This is a genomic window from Streptomyces sp. NPDC001450 (genome assembly GCF_053597295.1).
Genome location: NZ_JBSFHY010000006.1, coordinates 21488 through 47056, shown reverse-complemented (window position 1 = coordinate 47056; position 25569 = coordinate 21488). Strand labels below are relative to the sequence as shown.

At 71.4% G+C, this 25569-nt stretch carries 30 protein-coding genes and 1 pseudogene; 15 read left to right on the top strand and 16 right to left on the bottom strand.

The genetic code is table 11. The features are described from left to right. The first annotated feature begins 56 nt into the window (after window positions 1-56). Window positions 57-1298: a geranylgeranyl reductase family protein gene (locus ACWC5O_RS07970; protein WP_450585930.1), complete on the top strand. Its 1242-nt coding sequence runs from the start codon at window positions 57-59 to the stop codon at window positions 1296-1298. On the opposite strand, the gene ACWC5O_RS07965 is transcribed toward ACWC5O_RS07970, so the two are convergent. Further along, complete coding sequence (locus ACWC5O_RS07965; RefSeq protein ID WP_450585932.1) at window positions 1288-1743, bottom strand: nitroreductase family deazaflavin-dependent oxidoreductase; 456 nt, start codon at window positions 1741-1743, stop codon at window positions 1288-1290. The two genes, ACWC5O_RS07970 and ACWC5O_RS07965, sit on opposite strands and share 11 nt — an antisense overlap. A 149-nt stretch (window positions 1744-1892) precedes the next feature. Between ACWC5O_RS07965 and ACWC5O_RS07960 the strand changes: the two genes are divergently transcribed. Next, complete coding sequence (locus ACWC5O_RS07960; RefSeq protein WP_450585934.1) at window positions 1893-2582, top strand: TetR/AcrR family transcriptional regulator; 690 nt, start codon at window positions 1893-1895, stop codon at window positions 2580-2582. Window positions 2583-2615: 33 nt separating this feature from the next. Here the strand turns inward: ACWC5O_RS07960 and ACWC5O_RS07955 are convergent, their stop codons facing one another. Then, window positions 2616-3653 (bottom strand): medium chain dehydrogenase/reductase family protein, encoded by a 1038-nt coding sequence (locus ACWC5O_RS07955; protein ID WP_450585936.1) that lies wholly within the window; start codon window positions 3651-3653, stop codon window positions 2616-2618. Between the two features lie 182 nt (window positions 3654-3835). Between ACWC5O_RS07955 and ACWC5O_RS07950 the strand changes: the two genes are divergently transcribed. From ACWC5O_RS07950 to ACWC5O_RS07940, 3 genes are all read left to right on the top strand, one after another. Beyond that, window positions 3836-4486 (top strand): TetR/AcrR family transcriptional regulator, encoded by a 651-nt coding sequence (locus ACWC5O_RS07950; RefSeq protein ID WP_450585938.1) that lies wholly within the window; start codon window positions 3836-3838, stop codon window positions 4484-4486. An 83-nt stretch (window positions 4487-4569) separates the two neighbouring features. Next, window positions 4570-5790 (top strand): sensor histidine kinase, encoded by a 1221-nt coding sequence (locus ACWC5O_RS07945; RefSeq protein ID WP_450585940.1) that lies wholly within the window; start codon window positions 4570-4572, stop codon window positions 5788-5790. Then, window positions 5787-6452 carry a response regulator gene (locus tag ACWC5O_RS07940; protein WP_450585941.1) on the top strand — a complete coding sequence of 222 codons (666 nt, stop codon included), beginning with the start codon at window positions 5787-5789 and terminating at the stop codon, window positions 6450-6452. The genes ACWC5O_RS07945 and ACWC5O_RS07940 overlap by 4 nt, the downstream gene beginning before the upstream one ends. Here the strand turns inward: ACWC5O_RS07940 and ACWC5O_RS07935 are convergent. Together ACWC5O_RS07935 and ACWC5O_RS07930 are read right to left on the bottom strand one after the other, a co-directional pair. Beyond that, complete coding sequence (locus ACWC5O_RS07935; protein ID WP_450585943.1) at window positions 6413-6697, bottom strand: DUF6332 family protein; 285 nt, start codon at window positions 6695-6697, stop codon at window positions 6413-6415. The two genes, ACWC5O_RS07940 and ACWC5O_RS07935, sit on opposite strands and share 40 nt — an antisense overlap. 73 nt (window positions 6698-6770) lie before the next feature. After that, window positions 6771-8261 (bottom strand): MFS transporter, encoded by a 1491-nt coding sequence (locus ACWC5O_RS07930; protein ID WP_450585945.1) that lies wholly within the window; start codon window positions 8259-8261, stop codon window positions 6771-6773. An 85-nt stretch (window positions 8262-8346) separates the two neighbouring features. Here ACWC5O_RS07930 and ACWC5O_RS07925 point away from each other — a divergent pair, with 85 nt between their 5' ends. Continuing rightward, window positions 8347-8745: a MarR family winged helix-turn-helix transcriptional regulator gene (locus tag ACWC5O_RS07925; protein ID WP_450585946.1), complete on the top strand. Its 399-nt coding sequence runs from the start codon at window positions 8347-8349 to the stop codon at window positions 8743-8745. Window positions 8746-9094: 349 nt separating this feature from the next. On the opposite strand, the gene ACWC5O_RS07920 is transcribed toward ACWC5O_RS07925, so the two are convergent. Next, window positions 9095-9319: a hypothetical protein gene (locus tag ACWC5O_RS07920; RefSeq protein WP_450585948.1), complete on the bottom strand. Its 225-nt coding sequence runs from the start codon at window positions 9317-9319 to the stop codon at window positions 9095-9097. Window positions 9320-9721: 402 nt separating this feature from the next. Here ACWC5O_RS07920 and ACWC5O_RS07915 point away from each other — a divergent pair. Both ACWC5O_RS07915 and ACWC5O_RS07910 read left to right on the top strand, forming a co-directional pair. Beyond that, window positions 9722-9928: pseudogene (locus ACWC5O_RS07915) on the top strand (IS5 family transposase); the annotation flags it as partial. Then, on the top strand, window positions 9828-10172 hold the full coding sequence (locus ACWC5O_RS07910; RefSeq protein WP_450780941.1) for a hypothetical protein: 345 nt from the start codon (window positions 9828-9830) through the stop codon (window positions 10170-10172). The pseudogene ACWC5O_RS07915 and the gene ACWC5O_RS07910, both read left to right, overlap by 101 nt. A gap of 75 nt (window positions 10173-10247) precedes the next feature. On the opposite strand, the gene ACWC5O_RS07905 is transcribed toward ACWC5O_RS07910, so the two are convergent. The 4 genes from ACWC5O_RS07905 to helR all read right to left on the bottom strand — a co-directional run bounded on the left by ACWC5O_RS07905 (window position 10248) and on the right by helR (window position 13685). Beyond that, window positions 10248-10379, bottom strand: a complete 132-nt coding sequence (locus ACWC5O_RS07905; RefSeq protein WP_450585950.1) for a hypothetical protein — start codon at window positions 10377-10379, stop codon at window positions 10248-10250. A 95-nt stretch (window positions 10380-10474) separates the two neighbouring features. After that, on the bottom strand, window positions 10475-10717 hold the full coding sequence (locus ACWC5O_RS07900) for a hypothetical protein (RefSeq protein WP_450585951.1): 243 nt from the start codon (window positions 10715-10717) through the stop codon (window positions 10475-10477). A 190-nt stretch (window positions 10718-10907) separates the two neighbouring features. Next, window positions 10908-11150: a S1 RNA-binding domain-containing protein gene (locus ACWC5O_RS07895; RefSeq protein ID WP_450585952.1), complete on the bottom strand. Its 243-nt coding sequence runs from the start codon at window positions 11148-11150 to the stop codon at window positions 10908-10910. 330 nt (window positions 11151-11480) lie between these two features. Beyond that, entirely contained in the window at window positions 11481-13685 is a 2205-nt protein-coding gene (gene helR, locus ACWC5O_RS07890; protein ID WP_450585954.1) for an RNA polymerase recycling motor ATPase HelR, read from the bottom strand. 254 nt (window positions 13686-13939) lie between these two features. Here helR and ACWC5O_RS07885 point away from each other — a divergent pair, with 254 nt between their 5' ends. Then, window positions 13940-14656 carry a DUF899 domain-containing protein gene (locus tag ACWC5O_RS07885; RefSeq protein WP_450585956.1) on the top strand — a complete coding sequence of 239 codons (717 nt, stop codon included), beginning with the start codon at window positions 13940-13942 and terminating at the stop codon, window positions 14654-14656. Window positions 14657-14910: 254 nt separating this feature from the next. After that, window positions 14911-15306, top strand: a complete 396-nt coding sequence (locus tag ACWC5O_RS07880) for a luciferase domain-containing protein (RefSeq protein ID WP_450585958.1) — start codon at window positions 14911-14913, stop codon at window positions 15304-15306. 1 nt (window position 15307) lies between these two features. Here ACWC5O_RS07880 and ACWC5O_RS07875 read toward each other — a convergent pair whose 3' ends face one another. Next, window positions 15308-16087, bottom strand: a complete 780-nt coding sequence (locus tag ACWC5O_RS07875) for a DeoR/GlpR family DNA-binding transcription regulator (protein ID WP_450585960.1) — start codon at window positions 16085-16087, stop codon at window positions 15308-15310. Between the two features lie 123 nt (window positions 16088-16210). Between ACWC5O_RS07875 and ACWC5O_RS07870 the strand changes: the two genes are divergently transcribed. Together ACWC5O_RS07870 and ACWC5O_RS07865 are read left to right on the top strand one after the other, a co-directional pair. Further along, the gene (locus tag ACWC5O_RS07870; protein WP_450585962.1) at window positions 16211-17092 is read left to right on the top strand and encodes an SIS domain-containing protein; all 882 of its coding nucleotides are present in this window, start codon (window positions 16211-16213) and stop codon (window positions 17090-17092) included. 26 nt (window positions 17093-17118) lie between these two features. Then, window positions 17119-18015, top strand: coding sequence for a class II fructose-bisphosphate aldolase (locus tag ACWC5O_RS07865; RefSeq protein WP_450585963.1), 897 nt, complete (start codon window positions 17119-17121; stop codon window positions 18013-18015). Here ACWC5O_RS07865 and ACWC5O_RS07860 read toward each other — a convergent pair. Further along, complete coding sequence (locus tag ACWC5O_RS07860; RefSeq protein ID WP_450586014.1) at window positions 18002-19138, bottom strand: methyltransferase; 1137 nt, start codon at window positions 19136-19138, stop codon at window positions 18002-18004. The genes ACWC5O_RS07865 and ACWC5O_RS07860 overlap by 14 nt on opposite strands. A 78-nt stretch (window positions 19139-19216) precedes the next feature. Between ACWC5O_RS07860 and ACWC5O_RS07855 the strand changes: the two genes are divergently transcribed. Next, a complete protein-coding gene (locus ACWC5O_RS07855) occupies window positions 19217-19867 on the top strand; it encodes an alpha-ketoglutarate-dependent dioxygenase AlkB family protein (protein ID WP_450585964.1) in 651 nt (216 codons plus the stop codon). A 47-nt stretch (window positions 19868-19914) separates the two neighbouring features. Then, the gene (locus ACWC5O_RS07850) at window positions 19915-21162 is read left to right on the top strand and encodes an ROK family protein (RefSeq protein WP_450585966.1); all 1248 of its coding nucleotides are present in this window, start codon (window positions 19915-19917) and stop codon (window positions 21160-21162) included. Window positions 21163-21179: 17 nt separating this feature from the next. On the opposite strand, the gene ACWC5O_RS07845 is transcribed toward ACWC5O_RS07850, so the two are convergent. Then, complete coding sequence (locus ACWC5O_RS07845) at window positions 21180-21845, bottom strand: serine/arginine repetitive matrix protein 2 (RefSeq protein ID WP_450585967.1); 666 nt, start codon at window positions 21843-21845, stop codon at window positions 21180-21182. A 187-nt stretch (window positions 21846-22032) separates the two neighbouring features. Here ACWC5O_RS07845 and ACWC5O_RS07840 point away from each other — a divergent pair, with 187 nt between their 5' ends. Beyond that, window positions 22033-23328 carry a phosphatase PAP2 family protein gene (locus ACWC5O_RS07840; RefSeq protein WP_450585969.1) on the top strand — a complete coding sequence of 432 codons (1296 nt, stop codon included), beginning with the start codon at window positions 22033-22035 and terminating at the stop codon, window positions 23326-23328. A gap of 10 nt (window positions 23329-23338) precedes the next feature. On the opposite strand, the gene ACWC5O_RS07835 is transcribed toward ACWC5O_RS07840, so the two are convergent. From ACWC5O_RS07835 to ACWC5O_RS07820, 4 genes are all read right to left on the bottom strand, one after another. After that, a complete protein-coding gene (locus ACWC5O_RS07835; protein ID WP_450585971.1) occupies window positions 23339-23533 on the bottom strand; it encodes a DUF1272 domain-containing protein in 195 nt (64 codons plus the stop codon). A gap of 109 nt (window positions 23534-23642) precedes the next feature. Then, the gene (locus ACWC5O_RS07830; RefSeq protein ID WP_450585972.1) at window positions 23643-24551 is read right to left on the bottom strand and encodes a phosphotriesterase family protein; all 909 of its coding nucleotides are present in this window, start codon (window positions 24549-24551) and stop codon (window positions 23643-23645) included. Further along, the gene (locus tag ACWC5O_RS07825) at window positions 24548-25132 is read right to left on the bottom strand and encodes a DUF4865 family protein (RefSeq protein ID WP_450585974.1); all 585 of its coding nucleotides are present in this window, start codon (window positions 25130-25132) and stop codon (window positions 24548-24550) included. Before ACWC5O_RS07825 ends, ACWC5O_RS07830 begins: the two co-directional genes overlap by 4 nt. Before the next feature lie 40 nt (window positions 25133-25172). Then, window positions 25173-25562, bottom strand: coding sequence for a (R)-mandelonitrile lyase (locus tag ACWC5O_RS07820; RefSeq protein WP_450585976.1), 390 nt, complete (start codon window positions 25560-25562; stop codon window positions 25173-25175). Window positions 25563-25569: the final 7 nt, after the last annotated feature.

Sequence of the window (25569 nt, the reverse complement as noted above, 5' to 3'; positions counted from 1 at the left end):
GCCGTAGGATGCGGGGGACAGGTGCGGCAGCGGCTTGATCGGAGCAGTAGACCATCGTGAGCGGCGAGAACTCTTCGGCGGACGACGTGCAGCGGGTGTGGGACGTCGTCGTGGTGGGCGCGGGACCCGCGGGGGCCTCGGCCGCCTACGCGGCAGCGGTCGCGGGGCGGCGCGTGCTGTTGCTGGAGAAGGCCGAGCTGCCGCGTTACAAGACCTGCGGCGGCGGCATCATCGGCCCCTCGCGCGACGCGCTGCCGCCCGGCTTCGAGCTGCCCTTCCAGGACCGTGTGCACGCGGTGACGTTCTCGAACAACGGGCGCTTCACCCGCACCCGCCGCTCCAAGCAGATGCTGTTCGGGCTGATCAACCGGCCCGAGTTCGACCAGCAGCTGGTCGAGCACGCCCAGAAGGCGGGCGCCGAACTGCGGACGGGCGTGACGGTGCAGCGCGTCGAGCAGCACGGCTCCGCGGTGCCGGACCGGCGGACGGTCGCCGTGGTGCTCCAGGGCGGGGAGACGGTCCTGGCCCGCGCGGTCGTCGGCGCCGACGGCAGCGCCAGCCGCATAGGGGCGCACGTCGGGGTGAAGCTGGACCAGGTCGACCTCGGCCTGGAGGCGGAGATCCCGGTCCCGGAGACGGTCGCCGAGGACTGGAAGGGGCGGGTGCTCATCGACTGGGGCCCCATGCCGGGCAGTTACGGCTGGGTCTTCCCGAAGGGCGACACCCTGACGGTCGGTGTGATCTCGGCGCGCGGCGAAGGCGCCGCCACCAAGCGGTACTTGGAGGACTTCGTCGCCCGGCTCGGGCTGGCCGGCTTCGAGCCGAGCATCTCCTCCGGGCATCTGACGCGCTGCCGTGCCGACGACTCGCCGCTCTCCCGCGGCCGGGTGCTGGTCTGCGGGGACGCGGCGGGCCTGCTGGAGCCGTGGACCCGCGAGGGCATCTCCTTCGCGCTGCGCTCGGGCCGGCTGGCGGGGGAGTGGGCGGTCCGGATCGCCGAGGCGCACGACGCCGTCGACACCCGTCGCCAGGCCCTGAACTACGCGTTCGCGATCAAGGCCGGGCTCGGCGTGGAGATGAGTGTCGGCAAGCGCATGCTGGCCGCGTTCGAGCGCCGTCCCGGCATCTTCCACGCGGCCCTCACCGGCTTCCGCCCCGCCTGGCGGGCCTTCAAGGACATCACACAGGGCTCGACGTCCCTGGGCGAGCTGGTCCGGGCGCACCCGATCGCCCAGCGTGCCCTGACCGCGCTGGACCGGGGGCCGGCGATCGAGGCGGAGGACCCCGTCACTTCGTGACGGTGATCCGGAAGACCGGGTGGTCGGGGGCGATCCCGAGGATCTCGTCGTCGGTCGACTTGGCCGTGACTCCCGCGAAGTAGTCCTTGACCTCCCAGCCCCACTTCTCCAGGTAGGCGCGCAGGATCGGGAGCTTCTCCTCGTCGGGAAGCTCCAGCGCGGTGAACCCGCGCACCTTGCGGCCCACCCGCAGCTCCCCGCCGTTCGCGGCCCGCATGTTGCGCACCCACTGGGAGTGGCCGCGCGCCGAGACCAGGTACTGCTCGCCCTCGTAGGTGTGCGGGTTGACCGGGACGCGCTGCATAGCGCCGCTCTTGCGGCCGCGCACCGACAGCTCGGCGGAGCCCGCGATGCTGAGCCCGTGCCGGGCGAGCCAGGCGACGATCCTGTTCATGCGCACGGTCAGCGGGCTGCTCTTCAGGTAGTACGGCGAAGACGACGACATGGTGACGGACCCCCACTGTTGGGAGAGCGGTGCTCTCGCTTGACTCCAGTGTGGGGGAGACGGGCACGCCAATGCAAGAGCACCGCTCTCGTTTTTGTTCGGCGCTCTCGTTTGTGTGCACCGCTCTGCCCTCGTGGCACACTGCTGGCATGAGCACCGCACAGGGCGCCCGCGCGCGGGCCAGGATCGAAGTCACCGCCGCCATCAAGGACGAGGCGCGCAGGCAGCTCGCGGCGGAAGGTGCGGCCAAGCTCTCGCTGCGGGCTGTGGCTCGCGCACTGGGCATGGTCTCCTCGGCGCTCTACCGCTACTTCCCCAGCCGCGACGAGCTGCTGACCGCGCTGATCATCGACGCCTACGACTCCCTCGGCGAGGTGGCGGAGGCGGCCCACGGGGCGGTCGCCGACGCGGACCACGTGCGGCGCTGGACGGCCGTGTGCGAGGCGGTGCGCACCTGGGCCCTCGCCCATCCGCACGAGTACGCCCTGATCTACGGATCGCCCGTCCCCGGCTACGCCGCCCCCGAGACCACCGTCCCGGCGGCCTCCCGCGTCGGCCTGCTCCTCATCGGCGTCGTCCGTGACGCCCACGGGGGTCCCGGCCTCGCCGACCTGCCCCTGCCGGCCGAGGTACGCCCCGAGGCCGAGCGCATGGCGGCGGACCTGGCACCCGACCTGCCTCCCGAGGCGGCCGTGGCGCTGGTGGCGGCCTGGGCCCAGCTGTTCGGTCTGGTCGGGTTCGAGCTGTTCGGGCAGTTCCACCGGGTCGTGGAGGACCGGGAGACCTTCTTCCGGTACGCGGCCGCCCGGCTCGCCCACGGTGTGGGACTCCGCTCCTGACAGTCGTGGTCCGAGCCCTGCTCCCGGCCTCACCTATGCCCCGGGAATCAGGACGACCTTCCCGGTCACCGTGCCGGACTCCGCCAGTCGCATCGCCTGCGCGACCTCGGTGAGCGGCAGCCGGGCGGCGATCCGCGCGGTGACCTCGCCGCGCTCCAGGGCGTGGAACACCTGGGTGAGGTCGGTGCGCAGCCGGCTCCGGAAGCGCTCCTTGTTCAGGGCGCGACCCGCCCAGACGTTGAAGAAGTACGCGTGGCGGCCGTTCGGCAGCGCGTTCCACCACCACACCCGGCCGAGGATCTTCAGGACGGGCCACTGCTTGGAGCCCGTGTCGTCCCGGGTGGTGGCGCTGCCGTAGGCGACGAGGGTCCCGCCGGGGGCGAGCAGCCGCCAGGAGTCTGTGACGCTGCGCCCGCCGAGGTGGTCGAAGACGGCGTCGACCCCGCCGGGGGCGAGTTCCCGGACCCGTGCCGGAACGTTCTCGGTGCGGTAGTCGACGGGGGTGACTCCCAGCTCGCGCAGGGCCTCGTGGTGGCGTGCGGAGGCCGTGCCGATCACCTTCAGGCCCGCCGCGCGCGCCAGTTGGACCAGGACCGTGCCGACACCCCCGTTGGCGCCGTGGACGAGGACCGTCCCGCCGCTGCGCACCCGGGCCTTGCGGTGCAGCATCTGCCACGCGGTGATCCCGTTGACCACCAGTGTCTCGGCCTCCGCCGCGCCGATCCCGGCCGGCACCTCCACCGCGTCGCCCGCGTCGAGCACCACGTGGCTGGTCCAGCCGCCCACCTTGACCAGTGCCGCCACCCGCTTGCCGACGAGTCCCGGCGCGACGCCGGTGCCGGCGGTGAGGACCGTCCCGACCAGGTCGTAGCCGGGCACGAACGGGAACGGCGGCTGGTCGTAGTAGCGGCCACGGCGCATCTGCTGCTCCGCGAAGGACACCCCGGTGGCCTCCACCCGCACCACGATCTGCCCGGCACCCGGCAGCGGGATGTCCCGGCGTCGGAGCTGCAGCTCCTCGGGTTCCACCGTGCCCGGCAGGACGACCTCGACGAGTTCCTTGCTTTCCATGGTGACGCCTTCCATGACGACCTCCGGACGGGAGAAGGGGTGCTAGAGCGCTTCGCTTGAGTTAGAAGCTATAACTAAAATGACGCTCCCTTTCTCCGGTGTCAAGCTCTCGCCCACATGTTCGTTACGCCCTCTCTCGTCAGTGATAGGTTGAAACCCCGAAGACGAGGAGCGTGAGGGCGATGGCGGCAGGCGCGGCAAGTCCCCGGGAGCGGTACCGCAGCCAGGTGCGGGCGGAGATCAAGGCGCGGGCCTGGGAGCAGATCGCCACGGCGGGGGCGTCGGGGCTGTCCCTCAACGCCATCGCCAAGGAGCTGGGCATGAGCGGCCCGGCGCTCTACCGGTACTTCGGCGGCCGGGACGACCTGATCACCGAGCTGGTCCGGGACGCCTACCGCAGCCTGGCGGACACCTTCCGCGCCGCGGCCGGCACGGGCTCGGGGCTGCCCGGCCTGGCCCGGGCGCTGCGCCGCTGGGCGCTGGAGGACCCCCAGCGCTACTTCCTCGTCTACGGCACACCGGTCCCCGGCTACCAGGCGCCGGACGACACCACCGCGATCGCCCGGGAGATCATGGCGGCCCTGCTCGACGCGTGCGCGGCCGAGGAGCCCGGGACCGCGTCACCCGACGTGCTCGAGACCCACCTCGCCGACCACCGCCAGTGGGCCGGCGACCACCCTGCCCCGCCGCACGTCCTGCGCCGGGCCCTGGCCTTCTGGACGCGTCTGCACGGGATGCTCTCCCTGGAACTCGCCGGCCACTTCACGGGCATGGGCTTCGACCCCGAGCTGCTGTTCACCGCCGAGGTGGAGGGGCTGGCCGGCGGGCGCTGAGCGGTCGTACTCCCCGGGGAGTATCCGTGATCACCTCGCCCGGCTGACGTCCGCACGGGCCGCCGGCGTCTAGCGTGGCGGGCATGGAAGAGCAGCGCGGAGGCGGTCCCTCGCACTGGTGGCGGTACGGGCCCCCGTGGGGGAACAGGCCCGACGAACCGGAGTCGCACCCCGCCCGCCTGCCCTGGCGCTCCACGGCGCTGGTCACCGCGTTCGTCCTCGTCGGCTCGAACTTCGCCGCACACTCGCAGCCCCACCGGGAGCAGCTCGACGGGTACGCGCGCGTGCTGCTGCTCGTGGCCTCGCTCCTGCTGCTGTGGCGGCACCGCCATCCCGTGGCCGTCGTCTTCGGTACGGCGGCGGCGGCCCTGGTCTACCTGGGTGCGGGCTACCCCTACGGCCCGGTCTTCCTGACAGTCGCGGTCAGCTGCTTCAGCGCCGTCGTCGCCGGGCACCGGCGGGCCGCCTGGGCGGCCGTCGGCCTGCTGTGGGCCGGGCACGCCCTGGTCGCGCTCTGGCTCTACCGCCGGCTTCCGCCCGAGGGCGACACGGCGGCGAGCGTGGGGCAGGAGCTCGTCGTCGCCACCTGGGTGCTGGCCATCGTCGCGCTCTCCGAACTCGCCCGGGTACGGCGCGAGCAGTGGGCGCGCGAGCGCGCGGACCGCGCCCAGGCCGCCAAGCGGCGCGCCGACGAGGAGCGGCTGCGGATCGCCCGCGAGCTGCACGACGTACTCGCGCACAGCATCTCCGTCATCAACGTCCAGGCGGGCATGGGCCTCGCGCTGCTGGACAGCGACCCCGAACAGGCGCGCGCCGCGCTCACCACGATCAAGGCGGCCAGCAAGGAGGCCCTCGGCGAGGTGCGCCAGGTGCTCGACACCCTGCGTGCACCGGGCGCCGCGCCGCGCGCCCCCGCGCCCGGCCTCGACCGGCTGCCGGAACTGGTCGAACAGGCGGCGGCCGCCGGACTGACGGTCGACGTCCAGGGTGAGGCTCCGCACCTGCCGCCCGGCGCCGGCCTCGCGGTCTTCCGTATCGTGCAGGAGGCCCTGACCAACGTCGTACGGCACTCCGGATCGAGGCACGCGCGGGTGCGGTTCGAGCACGACGGCGGCGAACTCCGGCTGCGCATCGACGACGACGGGCCCGCGACCGGAGCCGACGCCGGCGGCAGCGGGAACGGGCTGGCCGGCATGCGGGAGCGGGCGGCCGCGCTGGGCGGCACCATCGAGGCGGGCCCGCGCGCCGACGGCGGCTTCCGGGTGCTCGCCGTACTGCCCTTGCGCACCAGGGAGGACCAGTGATCCGGGTACTGCTCGCCGACGACCAGTCGCTCGTGCGGGCCGGTTTCAAGGCACTGCTCGACGCACAGCCGGACATCGAGGTCGCGGGGGAGGCGGCCGATGGCGAGGAGGCCCTGCGCCGGGTACGCGAACTGCGGCCCGACGTCGTCCTGATGGACATCCGCATGCCTAGACTGGACGGCCTGGCCACGACTCGCCGCATCTCCGGGGACGCGGAGCTGAAGGACGTGAAGGTGGTCATGCTCACCACCTTCGAACTCGACGAGTACGTCTTCGAGGCGATCCGTTCGGGCGCCTCCGGATTCCTGGTGAAGGACACCGAGCCGGACGAACTCGCGCGCGCCGTAAGGGCGGTGGTGGAGGGGGACGCGCTGCTGTCCCCGGGGGTCACCCGCCGGCTCATCGCCGAGTTCGCGGCCCGCTCCAAGGAGCCCGCGGCCGCGGACACGCTCGCCCAGCTCACCGAGCGGGAGCGGGAGGTGATGGCGCTGGTCGGCATCGGCCTGTCCAACGAGGAGATCGCCCGCCGCCTGGTGGTCAGTCCGCTCACGGCCAAGACCCACGTGAGCCGCACGATGGTCAAGCTGGGCGCCCGGGACCGCGCCCAACTCGTCGTCCTCGCCTACGAGTCGGGACTGGTACGGCCCGGCTGGCTCGGCTGACGCTCCCGCCGGAAGCGGACCAGCACACTCACCACCCGGGCCACGAAGACCACCGCAGCGACCGTCAGGCCGAGCCGTAGCAGGGCGGCACCGAGCAGCTGCGGAAGATCGAAGAGCAGCGCCGGCCCGGCGATGGCCCCGAACACCACGGCTGCCGCGAAGGTGGCACTGACCAGCGCGTATCCGATCTCCACCGTGGCCGCGTCCTGCTGGGCCTTGTTACGCCGTCCCCCGTATGTGTCCATCCGGCCAGTTTCACAGACGTGCGCCCGGCGGGACAACCAACTCCCGCCGGGCGCACGCTTGGAGGCGTTCCCCCTAGTCACGGACCGCCACGCGCTCCGCTTCCGCCTCCTTCACGGTGGATCCGGCGACCACGATCGACGGCTGGGCGCGACGGCTGCGCAGCCCGGTGAGGGTGATCAGCAGGCCGGCCACGGCGATGCCCGTGACGACCATGAAGCCCGGCCGGTAGCTGTCGAGGACGGCCTGCGGGGTGGCGTCGGCCGGCGCGGCCGCGGTCACCACGGCCGTCACGACGGCCAGGAAGATCGCCCCGCCCACCTGCACCGACGTGTTGAGCAGACCGGAGACCATGCCCTGCTCGTGGTCCTCCACCCCGTTGGTGGCCTGGATGTTGAGCGAGGGGAAGACCAGCGCGCAGGCCGCGCCGATCAGCAGCATCGACGGCAGGATGACGGCCGCGTACACCGGGTCCAGGTCGACGCGCAGGAACAGCGCGTACCCGGCGACCATCAGCGCGAAGCCGGTCGCGATCAGCCGCGGGGTGCCGAACCGGTCGACGATCGCGCCGACCTTCGTCGAGGACACCGCCACCAGCGCACCCGCCGGCAGGAAGGCGAGCGCCGTGTGCAGCGCGGACCAGCCGAGCAGGGACTGCATGTACAGGGTCGTCAGGAACTGGAACCCGACATACGAACCGAAGAAGGCCACCGCGCCGAGCTGGGCGCGCACCTGGCTGCCCGAGCGCAGCACCCCGAGCCGGACGAGCGGGCTCGGTGAGCGCCGCTCGACCAGGACGAACGCGGTCAGCAGGACGGCGACGGCCAGGAAGGACAGCAGCGTACGGGCGGAGGCCCAGCCGGCCTCGGGCGCCTGCACGACCGTGAAGACCAGCAGCAGCATCGACGCGGTGCCGATGACGGCGCCCGGGATGTCGTAGCCGGCGTGGGTCTTCTCGCGTGCGCTGCGCGGCAGCAGCTTGAGACCGGCGGCGAGCGCGATCAGCGCGATGGGCGCGGGCAGCAGCATCGTGAAGCGCCAGCTCGCCTCGGTGAGCAGGCCGGAGAGGACCAGGCCCATCGAGAAGCCGGTGGCGGCGCAGGTGGTGTAGATGGAGAGCGCGCGGTTGCGCAGCGGGCCCTCCGGGAACGTCGTGGTGATGATCGACAGGCCGGCCGGTGCCGTGAAGGCCGCGCTAAGGCCCTTGATGAAGCGGCTGGCGATCAGCAGCGGGCCCGAGTCCACGAGCCCGCCGAGCAGCGAGGCGAGCGCGAAGACACCGAGGGCCACCAGGAACACCTGGCGTCGGCCAAGCAGGTCGGCGGTGCGGCCGCCGAGGAGGAGCAGGCCTCCGTATCCCAGGATGTAGCCGCTGACGATCCATTGCAGCGTCGACGTGGACAGATGGAGATCGGAGCCGATGGACGGCAGCGCGACGCCGACCATCGACACGTCGAGCGCGTCCAGGAACATCGCGGCGCACAGCACCAGCAGGGTGCCCCACAGCCGGGGAGTCCAGCGAACCGTCGAGGACGGGGCCGCGGGGGTGGTGAGCGGAGAGGTCATGCCGACGACACTACATGCGTATGCATCGGATGCAAATGCATTTAATTCCAATGCAACAATCTTGATTCTCTGCTACGGTGCGCCCATGGCGGCGAACAGGGCTGAGCAGGCGCTCGTGGAGCGGTGGCGGGGCATCCTCGCGCTGCATGCCCGCACCCAGTGCGAGCTGGACCGGACGCTGCACGGACACGGCCTGTGCGCCAGTGACTTCGAGGTCCTCGACCTGCTCGCCGAGTGTGCGGCGGCGGACGGCGGCAGCGCCTACCGGGTCCAGGAGATCTCGGAACGGGTCCACCTGAGCCAGAGTGCCCTGTCCCGGCTGATCGGCCGCCTGGAGAAGGAGGGCCTCGTCGAGCGGGCCATGTGCCCGGAGGACCGGCGCGGGGTGCGCGTGATGCTGACGGGCAAAGGGCGCGCGCTGCACGGCGAGGTACGGCCGATACAGCGCGCGGTGCTGGCCCGGATGCTGGCCGAGGCCGACTGACGGCACGTCAGATTCCGGAACTTCTCCCGCCACGGCGCGGCACGGAGTACCCGGCTGGCCGTCCTACGCCGTTCCGGTGGCCGTTGACCTGTCCCTTGTCCGGGCTGTCCGGTCACGCCGTGATGTCCTGTTCGCCGTGGCCGTCGCTGTGTCCGTCAAGGTGGCGGGGGTCCTCACCTCTGAGTCGCTGGCCAGCGTCGATACGTGGGTGTCTGCAGGTCTGCATGCTGTGTTTCCGCTGACCCTGTACTGGATGCACAGGCCGGCGCACGCCCTGGTGACCGCTGAACGCCCGGCAGAGCCTGAGGGTGAGTCGTACCAGCGGCCACTCGCTCGGACGGCGGGCAGGTCAGCGGTTGTTCCCGTTCGAGTTGCAGTCCCAATAGCCCTGGTGCCAGTGGTGGTCACTGTCGTACCAGCCGCTGTGCCACGAGCAACCCGCGGGAACCGAGACGGTCGTCGTGGCGGGGGCGGCTGCTGCGGCCGTGCCCGCCACTCCGATTGCGGTGCCGCCGGCCAGCAGGAAGCCGGCCGCGACGCAGGCGAAGGCACGCTTGGCGCGATGTACTCGCATGGTTCTGCTCTTTCTTCCACGTTCTCGCGCTGTCCCAGCGCGAAAGGGATGCCCGCGGCCTCACGCCGAAGCGTGGGGTCCGGCGATGGCTGGATGGTGCCGCTCGAAGACCGATGCGGCGCTGTCGTCGAGGTCGCCACGTTAAAGCGAGGGACGCACGTCTACCGGCAGCAGGCCCAACGTTGCGGGAGCGCGTCGCGGGACGTGTCCTGAATCGCGACCTCACCTCTTTCGACGGTAGCGGCCTATCCGCTGACAGGCACCTCGAGCCCATAGCGCGAGAACCCCTCCGGCAGGTTCAGCTGCCGGAGTTGCTCTACCTGTCGTTTGGCCGATGGCCGTGGACCCTGCGCCCGGTCTTTGGCAGGACTTCGAGGACAGCGCGCCGGACGCCCTGATTACCCCGCCAACCGCAAGAAGCGCGGTTCGCACGGTGGCCTGCCGCCGAAGTTCGACAAGGTCGACTACAAAGAGCCCCACGCGGTGGATTGCGGAATCAATCGCCTCTATCGCCTCAAGCGCCACCGCGCGGTCGCCACGAGACACGACAAGCTCGCCGTCCGCTACGCGGCGTCCGTACTGGTCGCCGCCATCAACGAGTGGCTGTGACCAGCACTTTCGAAACCCTAGGTGCAGCTGGTCGGTAGGGCCCGCCAGTTGCAAGGGCGTCATCGCCACCGACCGCTGCCGCGGCTACCGGGACGTCATGCGTCGGCGCGGCCTTGCGGAGCGCATCCGGATCCTGTCCGGCTGCAACACCGAGCGGTCCGGGGAGCGCGCGGCCCGGCGCCTGCTCGACGAGGGCGAACTCCCCACCGCCGTCGTCGCCTTCAACGACCAGCAGGCGGTTTGACGGGGTGCGCTACCCGGCAAGCGTGTCTGTGCTGGCCGACGGCCCGACGGCGGCGGGGCGTCCGGCCGCGAGGTGTCAGCCACTGAGCCGGATCTCCCCGGCCAGGCACTTGACGGCCTTGGCCGTGGCGGCCAGGGCGACGGGCGTCAGGATGAGTTCGACCGCTTCGGATCCGAACCCGAGCGGCGACTTCCGTGACCCACGCATGGCGTCACGTCCTCATCAAGGCCGGCGCAGCTGACCAAGACAGATCGCCTCGCAGCGCTGCGCACACGGTGATGCCCGGGGGCGCATGGCGCGCATTACTCGACAGCCGGATCCTCCTGCGCATGCCGCACCGCGCACTTCACCGCCTGTTCCACGTCGTACCGGCTGGCCCCGGTCGCTTGGGCGTGCGTGGTGATCGCCGCCTGTACGGCCTCCGATGCCGTGCGCCAGCGGCGCCACTGCTCGTCGTACTCGTCGCCGGTCAGGCCGGCGAGTCTGGCCCGCTCCTCTTCGGCGGAACGTTCCAGCTTGATCAATTCATCCGGTATGTCTGCCATGACCGGATCCTAAGCGTGCTTTGCGGTGTGTTCTCGCTGGGCATCCGGGTTTTGTTTGTTCACGACATAAACGCAGACTGGGTGGGGTGCCGGTCCGTGGTCGGGAAGAGGACCCGGCACCCCTTGTGCCACAGGAGTCAGCAGGAGTCAGCAGTGTTCGGCACCACCTGCCGCTACTGCCCCGTCTGCCTCACCGGCGACGGCCCCGCCATCCAGAACGAGCATGGTGGCCCCTGGCAGACATCCTGGTGCAACGGCGCGCGAGATCGACATCGATGATCTTCACAGTGAGGGCGTCACCGACCGCGATGACGACCTCGGGCGATTCATCCAGCTCGCCGGTGTGCACCAGCCCCTCGAAGCCGTCCTGCCTGTCTTCGATGCGGACGAAGACGCCGAACGGCACGATCTTGGTGACGGGCCCGGTGACCACATGTCCGATCTACTGCGCTACGTGGGGCCACGGGTCTTCCTGCACTGCTCGGAGCGACAGCGGCAGCTCCGGAATGTTGATCACCGCGGTGAAGCCGCCGATGTCAACGAGGTGGGCCCAGCGGAAATTCTCTGGGAGGACGAGGACGGGCGAACCACCAGCACGGTCGTGGACGAACAGCGTCGCTTTCGCCGGGAGGGCGACGGATCTCCGCCGCCACCCGCTTCTGCGACAACAGCCTCCTCTCGCTGTTCGGGCTGCCCCGAACCCTGCACGACGAGGTCGTGCCGTTCGGGTCGTTGAACGGCACGACTTCCTCGGCGGCCGACGTCAGGAGCTCGTGAGGACGACGAGTCGCTGCGTCGCCCGGGTCATCGCGACGTAGCGGTCGACCGCTCCTTCGATGTCCTCGCCGAACTTCTCCGGGTCGATGAGGACGACCAGGTCGAACTCGAGCCCCTTCGACAGCTCCGGGGTGAGCGACCGGACGCGGGACGTCGCCCGGAACGTGGGATCGCCGATGACGCAGGCGATCCCGTCGGCGCGCTCAGCGAGCCAGGCGTCGAGGACCGAGTCCAGGTCCGCGACGGATCCATGGACGACGGGGACGCCGGTGCTGCGTACGGAGGTCGGCACGTTGGCGTCCGGAAGCGCGGCCCGGATGACCGGCTCGGCCTCCGTCATGACCTCTTCCGGCGTCCGGTAGTTGATGCTCAGCGAGGCCACGTCGATCCGGTCGAGTCCGATGCGCTGGAGCCGTTCCCGCCACGACTCCGTGAACCCGTGCCTGGCCTGCGCGCGGTCCCCGACGATGGTGAAGCTCCGGGACGGGCAGCGCAGCAGCAGCATCTGCCACTCCGCGTCGGTCAGTTCCTGGGCCTCGTCCACCACGATGTGCGCGAACGGTCCTGCGAGCAGGTCCGGGTCGAGCGTGGGCAGCTCGGACTCGTCGACCAGATTGCGCTGGAAGTCCTCTCGGCGCAGCTGGGTCATGAGGCCCTCGCCGTCGTCGTCGGCCGCGATCAGGTTGTCGACGACCTGGGCCATACGTTCGCGCTGGGCGGCGAGAGCGGCTTCCTGGCGGCGCTTGCGCCGCGCTGCCTCCGGGTCCCCGAGCCGCTGCCGTGCGGCGTCCAGGAGCGGCAGGTCGGAGACCGTCCAGGCCTGGGGCGCGTCCTTGCGCTGCAGCTTGCGTACGTCGTCGGGGCCGAGCCAGGGCGCGCACCTGCGCAGGTAGGCGGGGACCGACCACAAGTCCCCGACCAGGTCGGCCGCTTCGAGCAGCGGCCAGGCCCGGTGGAGGGCGGTGACCAGCTCCTCGTCGCGCCGCAGCGCCGTGCGGAGCCGGTCGGGCGTGACGTCCTCACGGCCGAGTTTGTCGAGCAGGATCGAGACCAGCTCGTCGAAGATCTGCTCACGCGCCTCGTTGTGCGGCGCACCCGCTCCTCCTGCTTCGAACGCCTCCGCCCAGTCGTCCGCGCTCAGCCGGACGTCGGCCCAGTCGGTCGTGACCGTCATCCCCTCGCCGGGCGGCTCCTCGTAGAACCTGACGGCCGTCTCCACGGCCTCCACCATGCCCGCGGTCGACTTCAGCCGCGCCACGTCCGGATCGCTCTCGACCGCCGCCCCGGCTCCCTCGGTGACCAGGTCCCGCAGGGTGCAGGTCCGCACGCCCTCCTCGCCGAGGCTGGGGAGGACGTCGGCGACGTAGTTCAGGTACGGCTGGTGCGGACCGACGAACAGCACGCCGCCCCGACGGTGACCGAGGCGAGGGTCGGAGTAGAGGAGGTGTGCCGTGCGGTGCAGAGCGACCACGGTCTTTCCCGTACCCGGACCGCCGTCGACGACGAGAGCGCCGCGGGAGCCCGCCCGGATGATCGCGTCCTGGTCGGCCTGGATGGTGGCGAGCACGTCCCGCATCCGGGCCGACCGGGTGCTGCCCAGGCTGGCGATGAAGGCGGACTGGTCGTCGAGCGCGGCACGCCCTTCGAGCCCGTCGGTGACGAACACCTCGTCCCAGTAGTCGCTGACCCGGCCGCCGGTCCAGCGATACCTGCGACGGCTCGCCAGACCCATCGGGTTGGCGTGGGTCGCCGCGAAGAACGGCTCGGCCGCGGGGGAGCGCCAGTCGAGCAACAGCCGACGGCCCGCGCTGTCGGTGAGTCCGAGTCGTCCGATGTACACGGGCTCTGGGTCGCCCGCGCTGACGATGTGTCCGAGGCACAGGTCCAGGCCGAAGCGGCGCAGGGTGCGCAGGCGAGCGGTCAGCCGGTGGATCTCCAGGTCCCGGTCCAGTGCCTGCCGGCCCTTGCCACCGGGCGCCTTGCGCAAGTCGTCGAGCCGGTCGGACAGTTCGGCGATCGCCTGCTCAAGACTCTCCGTGACGGCCGCGAAGTGCCGCTCGTCGCCGGCGATCAACGCCGGGTCGGCCTTCGGGGCGAGCCGGTCGGGAAGGCCGAACGCGCTGGTGGTCAGGGGGTTCGTGATACCAGCTCCGACCTCGGCGTCAGGCCCGGCCTCGGCAAAAGCACGCATACTTTGTGAGTCTCCCGTTTCCGCAGGTTGTGACCTCGGCCAGCGATTCTGCGCCACGACCAGGGCCTTGCCGCAAGCCCCCCAGTGCGCTATACGTTGAGAGTGGCGAGGAGTGGGTATTCCTCTTTGCCTGCGAATCTTCCTTCGAAATTCCCTCACCTTGCCGGAGATGCGAACGCGTCGGTGGCGTTCGACCCTGGAGACACGGGGCCCGCAGTGGCGCCCGGGTCATTCCCTGGAAGGTGAACGCCGTCATGAAGGCACCTCCGATCGTCTCGCCGGAAGAGTGGGAGGCTGCGCGCCTGCAGCTGCTGGTGGAAGAGAAGCAGCTGACCCATGCCCGGGACGCACTGGCCGCCAAGCGCCGGCGGATGCCGTGGCTGGCCGTGGAGAAGAAGTACGAGTTCGACGGACCCGACGGCAAGGTGAGTCTGCTCGGCCTGTTCGCCGGCCGTCGTCAGCTGATCGTCTACCGCGCGTTCTTCGAGCCCGGCGTGTTCGGCTGGCCGGACCACGCCTGCCGCGGCTGCTCCATGGTGGCCGACCACGTGGGCAACCTGGCTCATCTGAATGCCCGCGACACCACCCTCGTCTTCGCCTCTCGCGCGCCGCAGCCGGACATCGAGCGGGTGAAGGCGCGGATGGGCTGGACGATTCCCTGGTACTCGCTGACCGACGACTTCGACGCCGACTTCGGTGTGGACGAGTGGCACGGCACGAACGCGTTCATCCACGCCGGTGAAAACGTGTTCCGCACCTATTTCATCAACTCCCGTGGTGACGAGGCGATGGGGAGCACCTGGAGCTATCTCGACATGACCGCCCTCGGACGGCAGGAGACCTGGGAGGACTCGCCCGAGGGCTATCCCCAGACCCCGCCCTACGAATGGTGGAACTGGCACGACAACTACAGCGACGCCGAGCAGGCGCCGGAGTGGCTGGCCATCACCCGCCGAGGCTCCGAAGAATGAGAACAGGCGCGCGGGTTGTCACACGTGAGGCTGTTCGTCATACCGAGTTCGATAGGTGGAGTGTGCCCCTGAAGCGCCTCTGACCAGGGAGGATTTCCGGCTCCTCGTGCGGTCCGACGTGGTCAACGGGGCGTCGGGCAGGCCCAGTTCGCGATGGGACACGCCTGGGGGCGTCCGAAACGGTCATGGACACGGCTCGGTTAATGCTTGCTCACGACCTGGTTGCGGACGGGTGAGCAGGCCATGATGGGCCCATGACGTTGGCCTCGCGCGCGCTCGCGCAACTGGCGACCTGGCCGGACCTGAGACCGGCCGACCCGAGCTGCGGCCTGGGACAGGCCGTGTGTTCGGCCCAGGGCGAGATCGCCCACTTCCACTCCGACCGTGATGTCGATCTACGGCTGACCGACCGGGCCATCCGGCGGTTCGCCAGGGACCTCAAGCACACGGGCGCCATCCGGATCGTGCCGGGCTCGCAGTGGGTGACCCTCAGGCTCGACGCCGCGAGCGACGTCGACCTGCTGCTGACCCTCGTGAGCGTGGCGCTCCAGGCCCAGCAGGCCTGGCCCGACCCGGTCGACCGGGCGGTGGCCGGCTGCAACGACCAGCGCGGCGCGGGGTTCGTGAGCGCCGACCGCAGCGGCTTCTGACTCACACCGCGAGGACGCGGATGCCCGCCTCCTCGAAGCGGCGCACGGTGTCCTGCGCCACCGCCGTGTCGGTGACGAGCGTGTCGACCAGTTCCGTCGCGCAGATACGGGCGAACGCCCGCTGGCCGAGCTTGCTGGAGTCCGCGGCCACGATCACCCGCTCGGCGCGCTCGCACAGCAGCCGGTTGATCGCCGCCTCCGCCTCGTCGTGTGCCGCCGCGCCGTGCGTGACGTCGAACGCGACCACGCCGAGGACGGCGACGTCGAGCGTGATCTGGCCGAGCACGCCGTCCGCGAGCGGACCGATGAGTTCGTACGACTGCGGGCGCGCGACCCCGCCCGTCACCACGATCTTGAACTGCGGACGTACCGCAAGCTCGTTGGCGATGTTCAGGGCGTTCGTGACGATGGTCAGCGCCGGCGAGCCGGTGCCGAGGTCCCCACGTACGGCCAGCGCGCGGGCCACCTCCGTGGTGGTCGTGCCGCCGGTCAGCCCGACCGCCTCGCCCGGTGCCACGAGATCCGCCACCGCCTTGGCGATCCGCTGCTTCTCGGAGGCGCGGCGGGCCGTCTTGTAGCGCAGGGGCAGTTCGTACGACACCCCGTGCACCACCGCCCCGCCCCGGGTGCGCACCAGCATCTGCTGCTCGGCGAGCTGGTCGAAGTCCCGGCGGATCGTCGCCGCCGACACCTCCAGTTCGGCCGCCGCCTCCTCGACCTCCAGCCGGCCGCGCTCGACGAGCAGTTCCAGCAGCGCCTTCCAGCGGGCGTCCCGGGACATCCGCAGCCTCCGTTCTCCGTCTCTCCGGCGACCCTAGCGCACCGCCGCCTGCCCGCGGATGCTTGATTGTGCTCGAAAGCTCGCTATATCTTGCAGGAACAATCAGTAAGCGGAGGGTGCGGCATGAGCCATGTCGAGGACGAGCTGAACAGCCAGCCCGAGTGCTGGATGCGGGCGGCCGAGGAGGCGGGACGGCACGCCGACGCGCTGCCGGGTGCGGGGGAGCGGGTCGCGATCGTCGGGTGCGGGACCTCGTACTTCATGGCGCAGGCCGTGGCCGCTCTGCGTGAGGCCGCGGGGCAGGGGGAGACGGACGCGTTCGCCGCCTCCGAGTTCCCGCGCGGGCGGTCGTACGACCGGGTCGTCGCTCTCACCCGCTCCGGCACCACCACCGAAGTGCTGGACCTGCTCAAGCAGTTGAGGGGTGGCACGCGGACGACGGCCCTGACCGCCGATCCCGCCACCCCCGTGATGACGGCCGCCGACGACCTCGTCGTGCTGGACTTCGCCGACGAACGCTCCGTCGTCCAGACCCGGTTCGCGACGACCGCCCTCACCCTCCTGCGCGCACACCTCGGCCTGCACACCGACGCCGTCGTCGCCGACGCCCGCACGGCCCTCGCCTCTCCCTTGCCCGAAGGGCTCGTGGACCGCACCCAGTTCACCTTCCTGGGCCGCGGCTGGACCGTCGGTCTCGCCAGCGAGGCCGGCCTGAAGATGCGGGAGGCCTCGCTGTCCTGGACCGAGGCCTACCCGGCGATGGAGTACCGGCACGGACCGATCAGCGTCACCACCGGGGGCACCGCGACCTGGATGCTCGGCGAAGCGCCCGCCGGACTCGCCGAACAGGTGCGGACCACGGGAGCCCTGTGGGTCGAGGGAACACTCGACCCGCTCGCCGAACTCGTCCGCGTCCAGCGCCTCGCGGTCGCCGTCGCCGCCCACCGCGGCCTCGACCCCGACCAGCCGCGCCACCTCACCCGCTCGGTGATCCTCGCCGACTGACCCGCGCCCCGGAAGGGAGCCAAGCCGTGCCCCTCGTGACCACCGGCGAGCTGGTCGGCGGTGCCGCCGAAGCCCGCTCCGCCGTAGCCGCTTTCAACATCATCACTCTGGAACATGTCGAGGCCGTCATCGCGGGCGCAGAGTCCGCCGGCGCACCCGTGGTCCTCCAGGTCAGCGAGAACGCCGTCAAGTTCCGCTACGGACGGCTTCTGCCTCTCGCCCGCGCCGCCGTCGCCGCCGCCGAACGCGCCGACGTACCCGTCGCGCTGCACCTCGACCACGTGCAGAGCGACGACCTGCTGCGCCAGGCGCCCGACGCCGGGTTCAGCTCTGTGATGTACGACGCCGCCCGCCTGCCCTACGCCGAGAACCTCGCCGCGACCCGGGCCGCCGCCGACTGGGCGCATGCCCAAGGGCTGTGGATCGAGGCCGAGTTGGGTCAGATCGGTGGCAAGGCCGGGCAGGGTGGGTGGGGGAGATCCGGCCGGCCCTCGTTGGACGCCCACGCGCCCGGCGCCCGTACCGATCCCGGCCAGGCGCGCGACTTCGTCGCCGACACCGAGGTCGACGCCCTCGCCGTGGCCGTCGGCAGCGTGCACGCCATGACCACCCGCACCGCCGCCCTCGACCACGGCCTCCTCGAACGGCTGTCCGCCGCGCTGACCGTCCCGCTCGTCCTGCACGGGTCCTCCGGCGTGCCGGACGACGGCCTGGTCGCCGCCGTCGCGGGCGGCATCGCCAAGGTCAACGTGGGCACCGCCCTCAACGCGGCCATGACCAGCGCCATCCGCGCCTTCCTCGCCGCCCACCCGGAGGCCGTCGACTCACGCAAGTACCTCAGCGTGGGCCGGGAGGCGATGGCCCGGGAGGTCACCCGCATCATCGGCGTCCTCGGCCGAGAACCCGGTACTAGCCCCGCTTGACGGCCTTCAGCACCACGAACTTCGGGTCGCTCGCCACCAGTTGGCTGTTCCCGAACAGCCGCTTCAGCTTGACGTGGTACCCCAGGTGCCGGTTGCCGATCACCCACAGCTCGCCGCCGGGGCGCAGCGCACGCTTCGCCCCGGTGAACATCCGCCACGCCGTCGCGTCCGTCGTCGCCTGGTGGGAGTGGAACGGCGGGTTGTTCAGCACGACGTCCACACTGCCGGACGCCACCCCGGCCAGCCCGTCCCCGACCCGGAACTCGGCGTGCCCGGGCACCCCGTTGGCCTTGTACGTCGCCTCCGCCGAGGCCACGGCCTGGAACGACTCGTCCACGAACAGCACTTCGGCCTGCGGATCGGCCAGCGCCACCGCCGTACCGACGACGCCGTTGCCGCAGCCGAGGTCCACCACGCGCCCGCCGCCCGTCCCGCCCGGCAGATGCTCCAGGAAGAACCGGGTGCCGATGTCGAGCCGGTCGGCACAGAAGACGCCCGCGTGGTTGACGACCGTCCGCCCGGAGACCGCGCCGACACCGTCCGGGAGCGCGTAGCTGTACGGCCACGGGTTGGCGGGCCGCTCCAGGGACGGGTCCGGGGTGCAGAAGATCAGCCGGGCCTTCTGCTGCGCGAGAGAGGTCCGGGTCGGCCCGAGGATCTGCTCGAACAGCTGCAGCGTGGAGGTGTGGATCTCCTTCACCATCCCGGTGCCGACGACCACCGTCCCCGCGTGCACGGCGGGAGCGAGCCGCAGCAACTGGTCCTCCAGCAGGGCCAGGCTCTTCGGCACGCGCACCAGCAGCACGTCCACCCGCTCCGGCGGGGGGTCCTGGGTGGTGAGCAGGCCCACGGCACCGGGCTCGACCCCGGCTCGCGCCAGGTTCGCCCGGGTCGCCTCCTGGCTCAGGAAGGAGTCGGTGATCTGCGTCGGCCGGTGCCGTGCGAGCGCCGTCACCAGCGCGCCCCAGCGGTCGCCGACCACCACGACCGTGCCCGTGAGCGGCACCCCCTCCTCGGCCAGGTACCGCAGCAGGTACGCGTCGGAGGCGTCCCAGGCACGCAGCCGGTCGCGGGGATCCTCGGGGAAACGGGACAGCTCGAACTCGCCCCACGGAGTCGTCATACGGTCGTTCATCGTCCCCCAGGCTAGCCGAGCCGCAGCTCAGGGCCGGTCGGACGGGCCTCGGGCAGGATGGAGCGCATGGACGTGGAACTGTTTCCGCGGGAGCGGGCCGAGGTCGCACCGGGCGCCGTGCACGTCCCGCACTGGCTCGACGCCGAGCGGCAGCGCGCGCTCCTGGCCGCCTGCCGCGACTGGGCGCGCCCCCCTGCCGGGCTGCGCACGGTCCGCACGCCCGGCGGCGGCACGATGACCGCCCGGCAGGTCTGCCTCGGCTGGCACTGGTACCCGTACGCCTACGCCCGCACGGCTGTCGACGGCGACGGCGCCCCCGTGAAGCCCTTCCCGGCCTGGCTGGAAGAGCTGGGCCGCAGCGCGGTGACCGACGCGCTCGGCCCGCAGGCGGTCCCGGCCGAGCCGTACGACATCGCGCTGGTCAACTTCTACGACGGCACCGCCCGCATGGGCATGCACCGCGACGCCGACGAGAGGTCGGACGCGCCGGTGGTGTCGCTGAGCCTCGGGGACACCTGCGTCTTCCGCTTCGGCAACACGCAGACCCGTACGAAGCCGTACACCGACGTGGACCTGCGCAGCGGTGACCTGTTCGTCTTCGGCGGACCCTCCCGGCTCGCCCACCACGGCGTGCCCCGCGTGCACCCCGGTACGGCGCCGCCGGAACTGGCTCTCGCCGGGCGGCTGAACATCACCCTGCGGGTGAGCGGGCTCTAGATCGCCGCACGGCCACGACAGCTGCGGATCATGGGAGACTCACCCTCATGAGCGGCAAGGCGGACCCCCGGAAGACGGGGGAAGGGACCACCTCGAGGGTGCGGCTGGACCGGGGGCGCGGAGCGCTCGGACCCGCGCTGGAGCTCGTGCACACGGGGCGGGCGCCGACCCGGGCCGTGCTCACCGCCGAACTCGGGGTCACCCGGGCGACGGCCGGAGCCGTGGCCGCGGAGCTGGAGGCGCTCGGGCTGATCCGGGTCGACGCCCGGCCGGGCGCGGCAGCCGGTGGCCAGGGGCGCCCCTCGCACCGGCTGGAGGTCGCCGAGGACGGCCCGGTCGCGCTGGCCGCGCAGGTCCACGCCGACGGGTTCCGGGCCGCGCTGGTCGGCATCGGCGGGCGGATCGTGGCGACGGCGCCCGGCTGCGAGACCGTCGACGCCGACCCGGCGAAGGTGCTGGGCTCCGTGGTGGAGGCCGGCGCGGAACTCCTCCGTACCACGGGCCGCCGCTGCGTCGGCGCCGGACTCGCCGTCCCCTCCGCCGTCGCCGAACCCGACGGCCTGGCCCTCAACCCCCTCCACCTGGCCTGGCCGGTGGGCGCACCGGTCCGCCGGATCTTCGCCGAGTGCGTACGCGACGCGGGCATCACCGGCCCTGCCTTCGCGGGCAACGACGTCAACCTCGCCGCGCTCGCCGAACACCGGCACGGCGCGGGCCGGGGCGCGCGGGACCTGCTGTGCGTGGCCACCGGGCACCGGGGCGTCGGCGGGGCCCTGGTCCTCGATGGCCGCCTCCACACGGGCAGTTCGGGCCTCGCTCTGGAGGTCGGTCACCTCACCGTCAACCCGGAGGGCCGCCCCTGCCACTGCGGCGGCCGGGGCTGCCTGGACGTCGAGGCGGACCCGCTGGCCCTCCTCATCGAGGCGGGCCGTGAGCCGGGCCCCGAGGTCTCCCTGCTCCAGCAGGCCAACGACCTGCTGCGCACCCAGTACGCCGACCCGACCGTCCGCACCGCCGTCGAGGCTCTGATCGACCGCCTCGGCCTGGGCCTCGCCGGTCTGGTCAACATCCTCAACCCCGACCGCATCATCCTCGGCGGCCTGCACCGCACCCTGCTCGACGCCGACCCCGAACGCCTGCGCGCGGTCGTCGCCGACCGCAGCCTGTGGGGCCAGAGCGGCGGCGTCCCCATCCTGCCCTGCACCCTGGACCACAACAGCCTGGTCGGCGCGGCGGAGTTGGCCTGGCAGCCGGTACTGGACGATCCGCTGGGGGCGCTGGCCGGGGGTGCCTAGACGCGGCACCGTCCGACTCAAACAGTGGGCGGTGGCCCCGGGTTGGGGCCGTAGGGCGGCGCGCCCCACTGCGGCGGCGGAGCCCACATGGCGGTGAGCCGTCGACGGTGGCGGCTGCGGCGGACGGCGGTGACGACGACGATGGTCACGGTGGTGGCGAACGCGGCGAGGAAGCACACGACCCCCGCGGCGATGCTGCCGATCGTCGCTCCCACCCGGGGCTTGTCTCCCACCGCGAACTCGGCCGGCAGCTCCGAGGTGCACGTGACCGTGTAGTCGCCGCTGCTTGCGGGCTTCACCTCGAAGACGCGCTCCCAGGTGCGGGACCCGATGGTGATGTGGAAGGTGCTGTCCGGCTGGGTCATCGAGCCGGACTCCAGGCCCGGGATCCGGCAGTTGACCTGACCTTTCCCGGACTGGGAGACGTAGATCGCCTTGGTCTTGCCCTGGACGAGGTGGATGGTCCGGGAGTCGCCGCTGGAGAAGCTCCGGGCGGTGTCGATCAAGTCAACCGTGTTCTTCACCGTCACCGCGATGAAGGCGATGCCGACACCGGCCAGTACGAGCCCGAGCAGTGCAGCGACCAGGTACCAGATGCGCCTAGGCCGCAAGTCCTTTGCCGGGATGTTCGGCAGCGGCTGCGGGCTGCCGTACGGTGCTCCCCAGGGATTCTGTATTGCCACGACAGCGCATCGTACGGGATTTGCCGTGACCCGTGACCAGCGAAACTCACCCGCGCCGATAACATGTTCGAACTCACGGTGATCGCCCTTGTCGCCTGTTTAAATAAAACCTAACAAATCGGCCAAATAATTGATATCCAGACAGAATCGCAGAATTGAGTCCACGGCGTGGCGTCAACCACGGGCGATGCTGTGGGCCGCGGCGGGTGTGGCAGTCCTCGGATTCCTCATCACGCTGGAGATCGCCGCACGTCGCTACGGCCTGCCGGGGCCGATCACCACCCAGGTGCAAGAGGTGGTGTACCGCCCCAAGTCGGGGCCGCTGTTGTACGCCAGTCTGGCGTTGATGACGGTGGTGCTCACCCGGCGGCAACGGTTCATCGCGGCTGGTGCCGCGATCGGCATCGACGTCGTCTTCTTTCTGGTGCGGTGGGCCGTCGGCGACAAGGCGACCGACGGCCACCCCTTCGGCAACGGTGCGTTGTGGGTGATTCTGGGCTGTGCGGTCATCGCTGTCACGCGCCGTACCGGCCGGGAACGTGTCCTGCTGCTGAAGGGCGTCGGACTGGCCCTGCTGCTGGTGGCCGGCCGCAAGACCGGTGACACCTGGCTGCTCATCACGTCGAAGACCCGCCCTTTGGTGCTCGACCAGTACGTGGCAACCGCCGATCACGCGCTGGGCGACCCGTCGTGGCTGGCAGGCCGGATCGTCAGGGCCACCGGCCCGGTCGGCGCCCATGTTCTCGACTTCGTCTACATCCAGCTTGCGGTGGCCGCGGTCGTCGTCACGCTGTACCAGCTGCGCAACGTGGCGGCCGAACGCCGCTTCCCGCGCCATCATCTGGTGCGCACGTTTCTGGCGATCGGCCTCCTCGGGCCGGCCATCTACATGATCTTCCCGGTGGTCGGACCGGTCTTCGCCTACGGTCCCGGCGCCTTCGGCACCGGCGGCGCGCACTGGGCGGTGGCCGACCTGTGGCCGGACACGCCGCCGGTGGCCGCGCCGCACCCGATGACGTTCGACCAGATCACCCCCCGCAACTGCATGCCGAGCCTGCACACGGCGTGGGCCACCGCGATCTTCATCCATTCCCGCAAGGGCCCACGGATTCTGCAGTTCGCAGGCGCCTTCTGGCTCATCGGGACGCTCGGCGCGACGCTGGGCTTCGGCTACCACTACGGCGCGGACATCCTTGCCGGTGTGGTGTTCACGCTCACGATCGAGGCGGCTCTGCGCTCGCACGACCGTGGCTGGGAGCGGTCGGGAATCCAGCTGGTCGCCTACGGCGCGACGGTCTTCGCCGCCCTCCTGGTGTCGTACCGCTGTCTGCCGGTACAGATGGCCCGTCATCCGTGGGCGTTCGGACCGCTTCTCGTTCTGGCGATGACCTCGGTGGTCTACGGCTACGTACGAACCACCAGACCGTGGGAACCGAAGGCCGCACCGGCGCCGCGACCGGAACCGCAACCCGAAATGGTGTGAGACGCGCGGCTCACAGTCGCCGGGCGACGGCAACCCGCCGGGGCCTCGCCACCAGTTCCCCGCCGCAGTTGGGACAGACCTGGCCCATCGCCTCGCCGCACGCCACGCAGAACGTGCACTCGTAGGAGCAGATGCGGGCAGGGCCGTCCGCGGGCAGATCGGTGGTCTCGCAGCGCTCGCAACGGTCGCGCATCTCCAGGGCCATGGCGGTCTCATCTCCTCGGGCAGGGGGCGCCGACTCCCATCCTCCGGGCTGCCGCCGGCGCCGGAACCGTCCCGAGGGCCAGGGACCGACATGATCGGGCCACGCGCGGTCACTTCCAGTCGACCGCGAACGCCCGCCCCGGATGCTCGCTGAGGATGCGCTCCACCAGCTCCGCACCCACCGCCTGCGCCAACCGCGGCCGCACCCGGCTCAGCAGGTACGGCATCCCGGGCCCGCCGTCCACCGACCGTGCCCCGGAGACCACCGTGTCGCCTCCGAGCAGCAGCCGGTCCCCGTACCCGGCCTCCGCGAGGGCACGGACCGCCTCCGGCATCCGCCAGTCGGTGGTGTGGTGGGCGCGGGAGGGCCCGTCGAAGGCCAGCCAGCAGCCCGACTCGGCGGCCTGCCGCTGCACCACCGGGTCGGGGAAGCGGTTGAGGTGTCCGAGGATCACCCGGTGCCCGGGCACGCCCGACGCGCCGCACAGCAGGTCGAGCACGTCCAGTGCGCCGGTGCCCAGTTCCAGGTGGACGGCGATCGGCGCACCGGTGGCGTGGTGGGCCTCGGCCGCCGCGGTCATCGTCCGGCGGGCGTGCCCGTCGAGGCCGTGGAAGCCGCCCGCCACCTTGATCAGCCCGGCCCGGACCCCCGAGGTGCCGATGCCCTCCGTCAGCTCGGTGACGAACAGCCCGGACAGTCCGCCGCGCAGCCCGTCGAGCGACTCCGGGGCGTAGTGCGCCGCTTGGTGCAGTCCTGTCGCGCAGACCACGTGCACACCTGTGGCCCGGGACAGCCCCGGCAGGTCCGCCGTCCGCCGGCCCATGCCGTACGGCGTCCACTGCACGACCGCCCCTCCGCCCGCCGCCCGGAACGCCGTCAGCTCGGCCCGCGCGGCGGACACGTCGTCCAGCTCCCGCCCCGGCAACCGCGGGCTGCGCAGGAAGAGATGGTCGTGCGCGTCGCACACGCCCAGTTCCTCGGGGCCGATGTCACCGAGGACCGTACGGACCGTACTCACCACTGCCGCCCGCGCGGCAGGTCACCCCGCCCGGGCGCCGACAGATGCAGCACCTCGAACACGTCGCCCTCGGCCTTGGGTGCGGCGTGCTCCCAGAGCGAGAAGTGGACCACCTCCCACGCGCGTGTGTCCACGGCGGCCGCCGCCAGCACCGCCCCGTCCGTCGCGGCCAGCCGCCCGGTCTCGCGCGCCGCGTGCGCCATGAACGCGGCCAACTCCACGCCGTCCGGAACCGGTTGGCGCCGCCGCACGGCGAACGCGGCGGGGGAGCCGGCGGCCGTGCCCTCCTCGAAGGCCAGGCCCGTCCACTGCCGTGTCTCCGGCCGCCCGAAGTCGTCGACCGGCCCCTGGAAGGCGCCTCCCCAGAGGAAGCGGTTCATGCCCTCCATGGTGTTCCAGAGGTAGAAGGGCCCGTACTGGTTCACCGGCGAGCCGTGCACCCCGCGCTCGCGCAGCACGTACGTCTTGATGCCGAGGCCGTCCCAGTCGTCCAGGCGATGCGCGACACGGGCGACGCGGGAGCGGATGATGCTCATGTCGTAGTCCGCGGGCAGGGTGAACTCGTACTGCATGGCGTGCATGTCGTGGTTCCCTTCTCGGGCCGGGAGTCGGTCGCCTGTCTCAGGCGGGGTAGTCCTTCACGTGCTCGTGCCACTCGGTCGTCGTGCCGTCCGCCGCGGCCTCCACGACCGCGAGGTGGCTCATGAAGGTGCGCGGCGCGGCACCGTGCCAGTGCCACTCGCCCGGCTCGATCCACACCGTGTCGCCCGCCCGGATCTCCTCCACCTCACCGCCACCGCGCTGCACCAGCCCCTCGCCCTCCAGGACGTGCAGCACTTGGCCGTGCGGATGCCGGTGCCAGGCGGTGTGCGCGCCGGGCGCGAAGTGGACGTTGAACATGCGCAGGTGGGAGGGGGCGGCGGGGGCGGCTATCTCGTCCAGCCACACCGAGCCGGTGAAGTTCTCCGCCGGACCCTGCAGGCTCTCGGGACGCCGTCTGGTGATGTGCACGGAAATC

Coding starts and splice junctions, on each gene's coding strand:
- helR (WP_450585954.1), bottom strand. CDS start 13,685: ATGCGTGCTTTTGCCGAGGCCGGGCCTGACGCCGAGGTCGGAGCTGGT.
- ACWC5O_RS07880 (WP_450585958.1), top strand. CDS start 14,911: ATGACGTTGGCCTCGCGCGCGCTCGCGCAACTGGCGACCTGGCCGGAC.
- ACWC5O_RS07860 (WP_450586014.1), bottom strand. CDS start 19,138: ATGACGACTCCGTGGGGCGAGTTCGAGCTGTCCCGTTTCCCCGAGGAT.
- ACWC5O_RS07900 (WP_450585951.1), bottom strand. CDS start 10,717: ATGGCAGACATACCGGATGAATTGATCAAGCTGGAACGTTCCGCCGAA.
- ACWC5O_RS07875 (WP_450585960.1), bottom strand. CDS start 16,087: ATGTCCCGGGACGCCCGCTGGAAGGCGCTGCTGGAACTGCTCGTCGAG.
- ACWC5O_RS07920 (WP_450585948.1), bottom strand. CDS start 9,319: ATGCGAGTACATCGCGCCAAGCGTGCCTTCGCCTGCGTCGCGGCCGGC.
- ACWC5O_RS07960 (WP_450585934.1), top strand. CDS start 1,893: ATGAGCACCGCACAGGGCGCCCGCGCGCGGGCCAGGATCGAAGTCACC.
- ACWC5O_RS07840 (WP_450585969.1), top strand. CDS start 22,033: ATGCTGTGGGCCGCGGCGGGTGTGGCAGTCCTCGGATTCCTCATCACG.
- ACWC5O_RS07870 (WP_450585962.1), top strand. CDS start 16,211: ATGAGCCATGTCGAGGACGAGCTGAACAGCCAGCCCGAGTGCTGGATG.
- ACWC5O_RS07825 (WP_450585974.1), bottom strand. CDS start 25,132: ATGCACGCCATGCAGTACGAGTTCACCCTGCCCGCGGACTACGACATG.
- ACWC5O_RS07935 (WP_450585943.1), bottom strand. CDS start 6,697: ATGGACACATACGGGGGACGGCGTAACAAGGCCCAGCAGGACGCGGCC.
- ACWC5O_RS07885 (WP_450585956.1), top strand. CDS start 13,940: ATGAAGGCACCTCCGATCGTCTCGCCGGAAGAGTGGGAGGCTGCGCGC.
- ACWC5O_RS07945 (WP_450585940.1), top strand. CDS start 4,570: ATGGAAGAGCAGCGCGGAGGCGGTCCCTCGCACTGGTGGCGGTACGGG.
- ACWC5O_RS07850 (WP_450585966.1), top strand. CDS start 19,915: ATGAGCGGCAAGGCGGACCCCCGGAAGACGGGGGAAGGGACCACCTCG.
- ACWC5O_RS07950 (WP_450585938.1), top strand. CDS start 3,836: ATGGCGGCAGGCGCGGCAAGTCCCCGGGAGCGGTACCGCAGCCAGGTG.
- ACWC5O_RS07905 (WP_450585950.1), bottom strand. CDS start 10,379: ATGCGTGGGTCACGGAAGTCGCCGCTCGGGTTCGGATCCGAAGCGGTC.
- ACWC5O_RS07835 (WP_450585971.1), bottom strand. CDS start 23,533: ATGGCCCTGGAGATGCGCGACCGTTGCGAGCGCTGCGAGACCACCGAT.
- ACWC5O_RS07855 (WP_450585964.1), top strand. CDS start 19,217: ATGGACGTGGAACTGTTTCCGCGGGAGCGGGCCGAGGTCGCACCGGGC.
- ACWC5O_RS07925 (WP_450585946.1), top strand. CDS start 8,347: ATGGCGGCGAACAGGGCTGAGCAGGCGCTCGTGGAGCGGTGGCGGGGC.
- ACWC5O_RS07965 (WP_450585932.1), bottom strand. CDS start 1,743: ATGTCGTCGTCTTCGCCGTACTACCTGAAGAGCAGCCCGCTGACCGTG.
- ACWC5O_RS07955 (WP_450585936.1), bottom strand. CDS start 3,653: ATGGAAAGCAAGGAACTCGTCGAGGTCGTCCTGCCGGGCACGGTGGAA.
- ACWC5O_RS07930 (WP_450585945.1), bottom strand. CDS start 8,261: ATGACCTCTCCGCTCACCACCCCCGCGGCCCCGTCCTCGACGGTTCGC.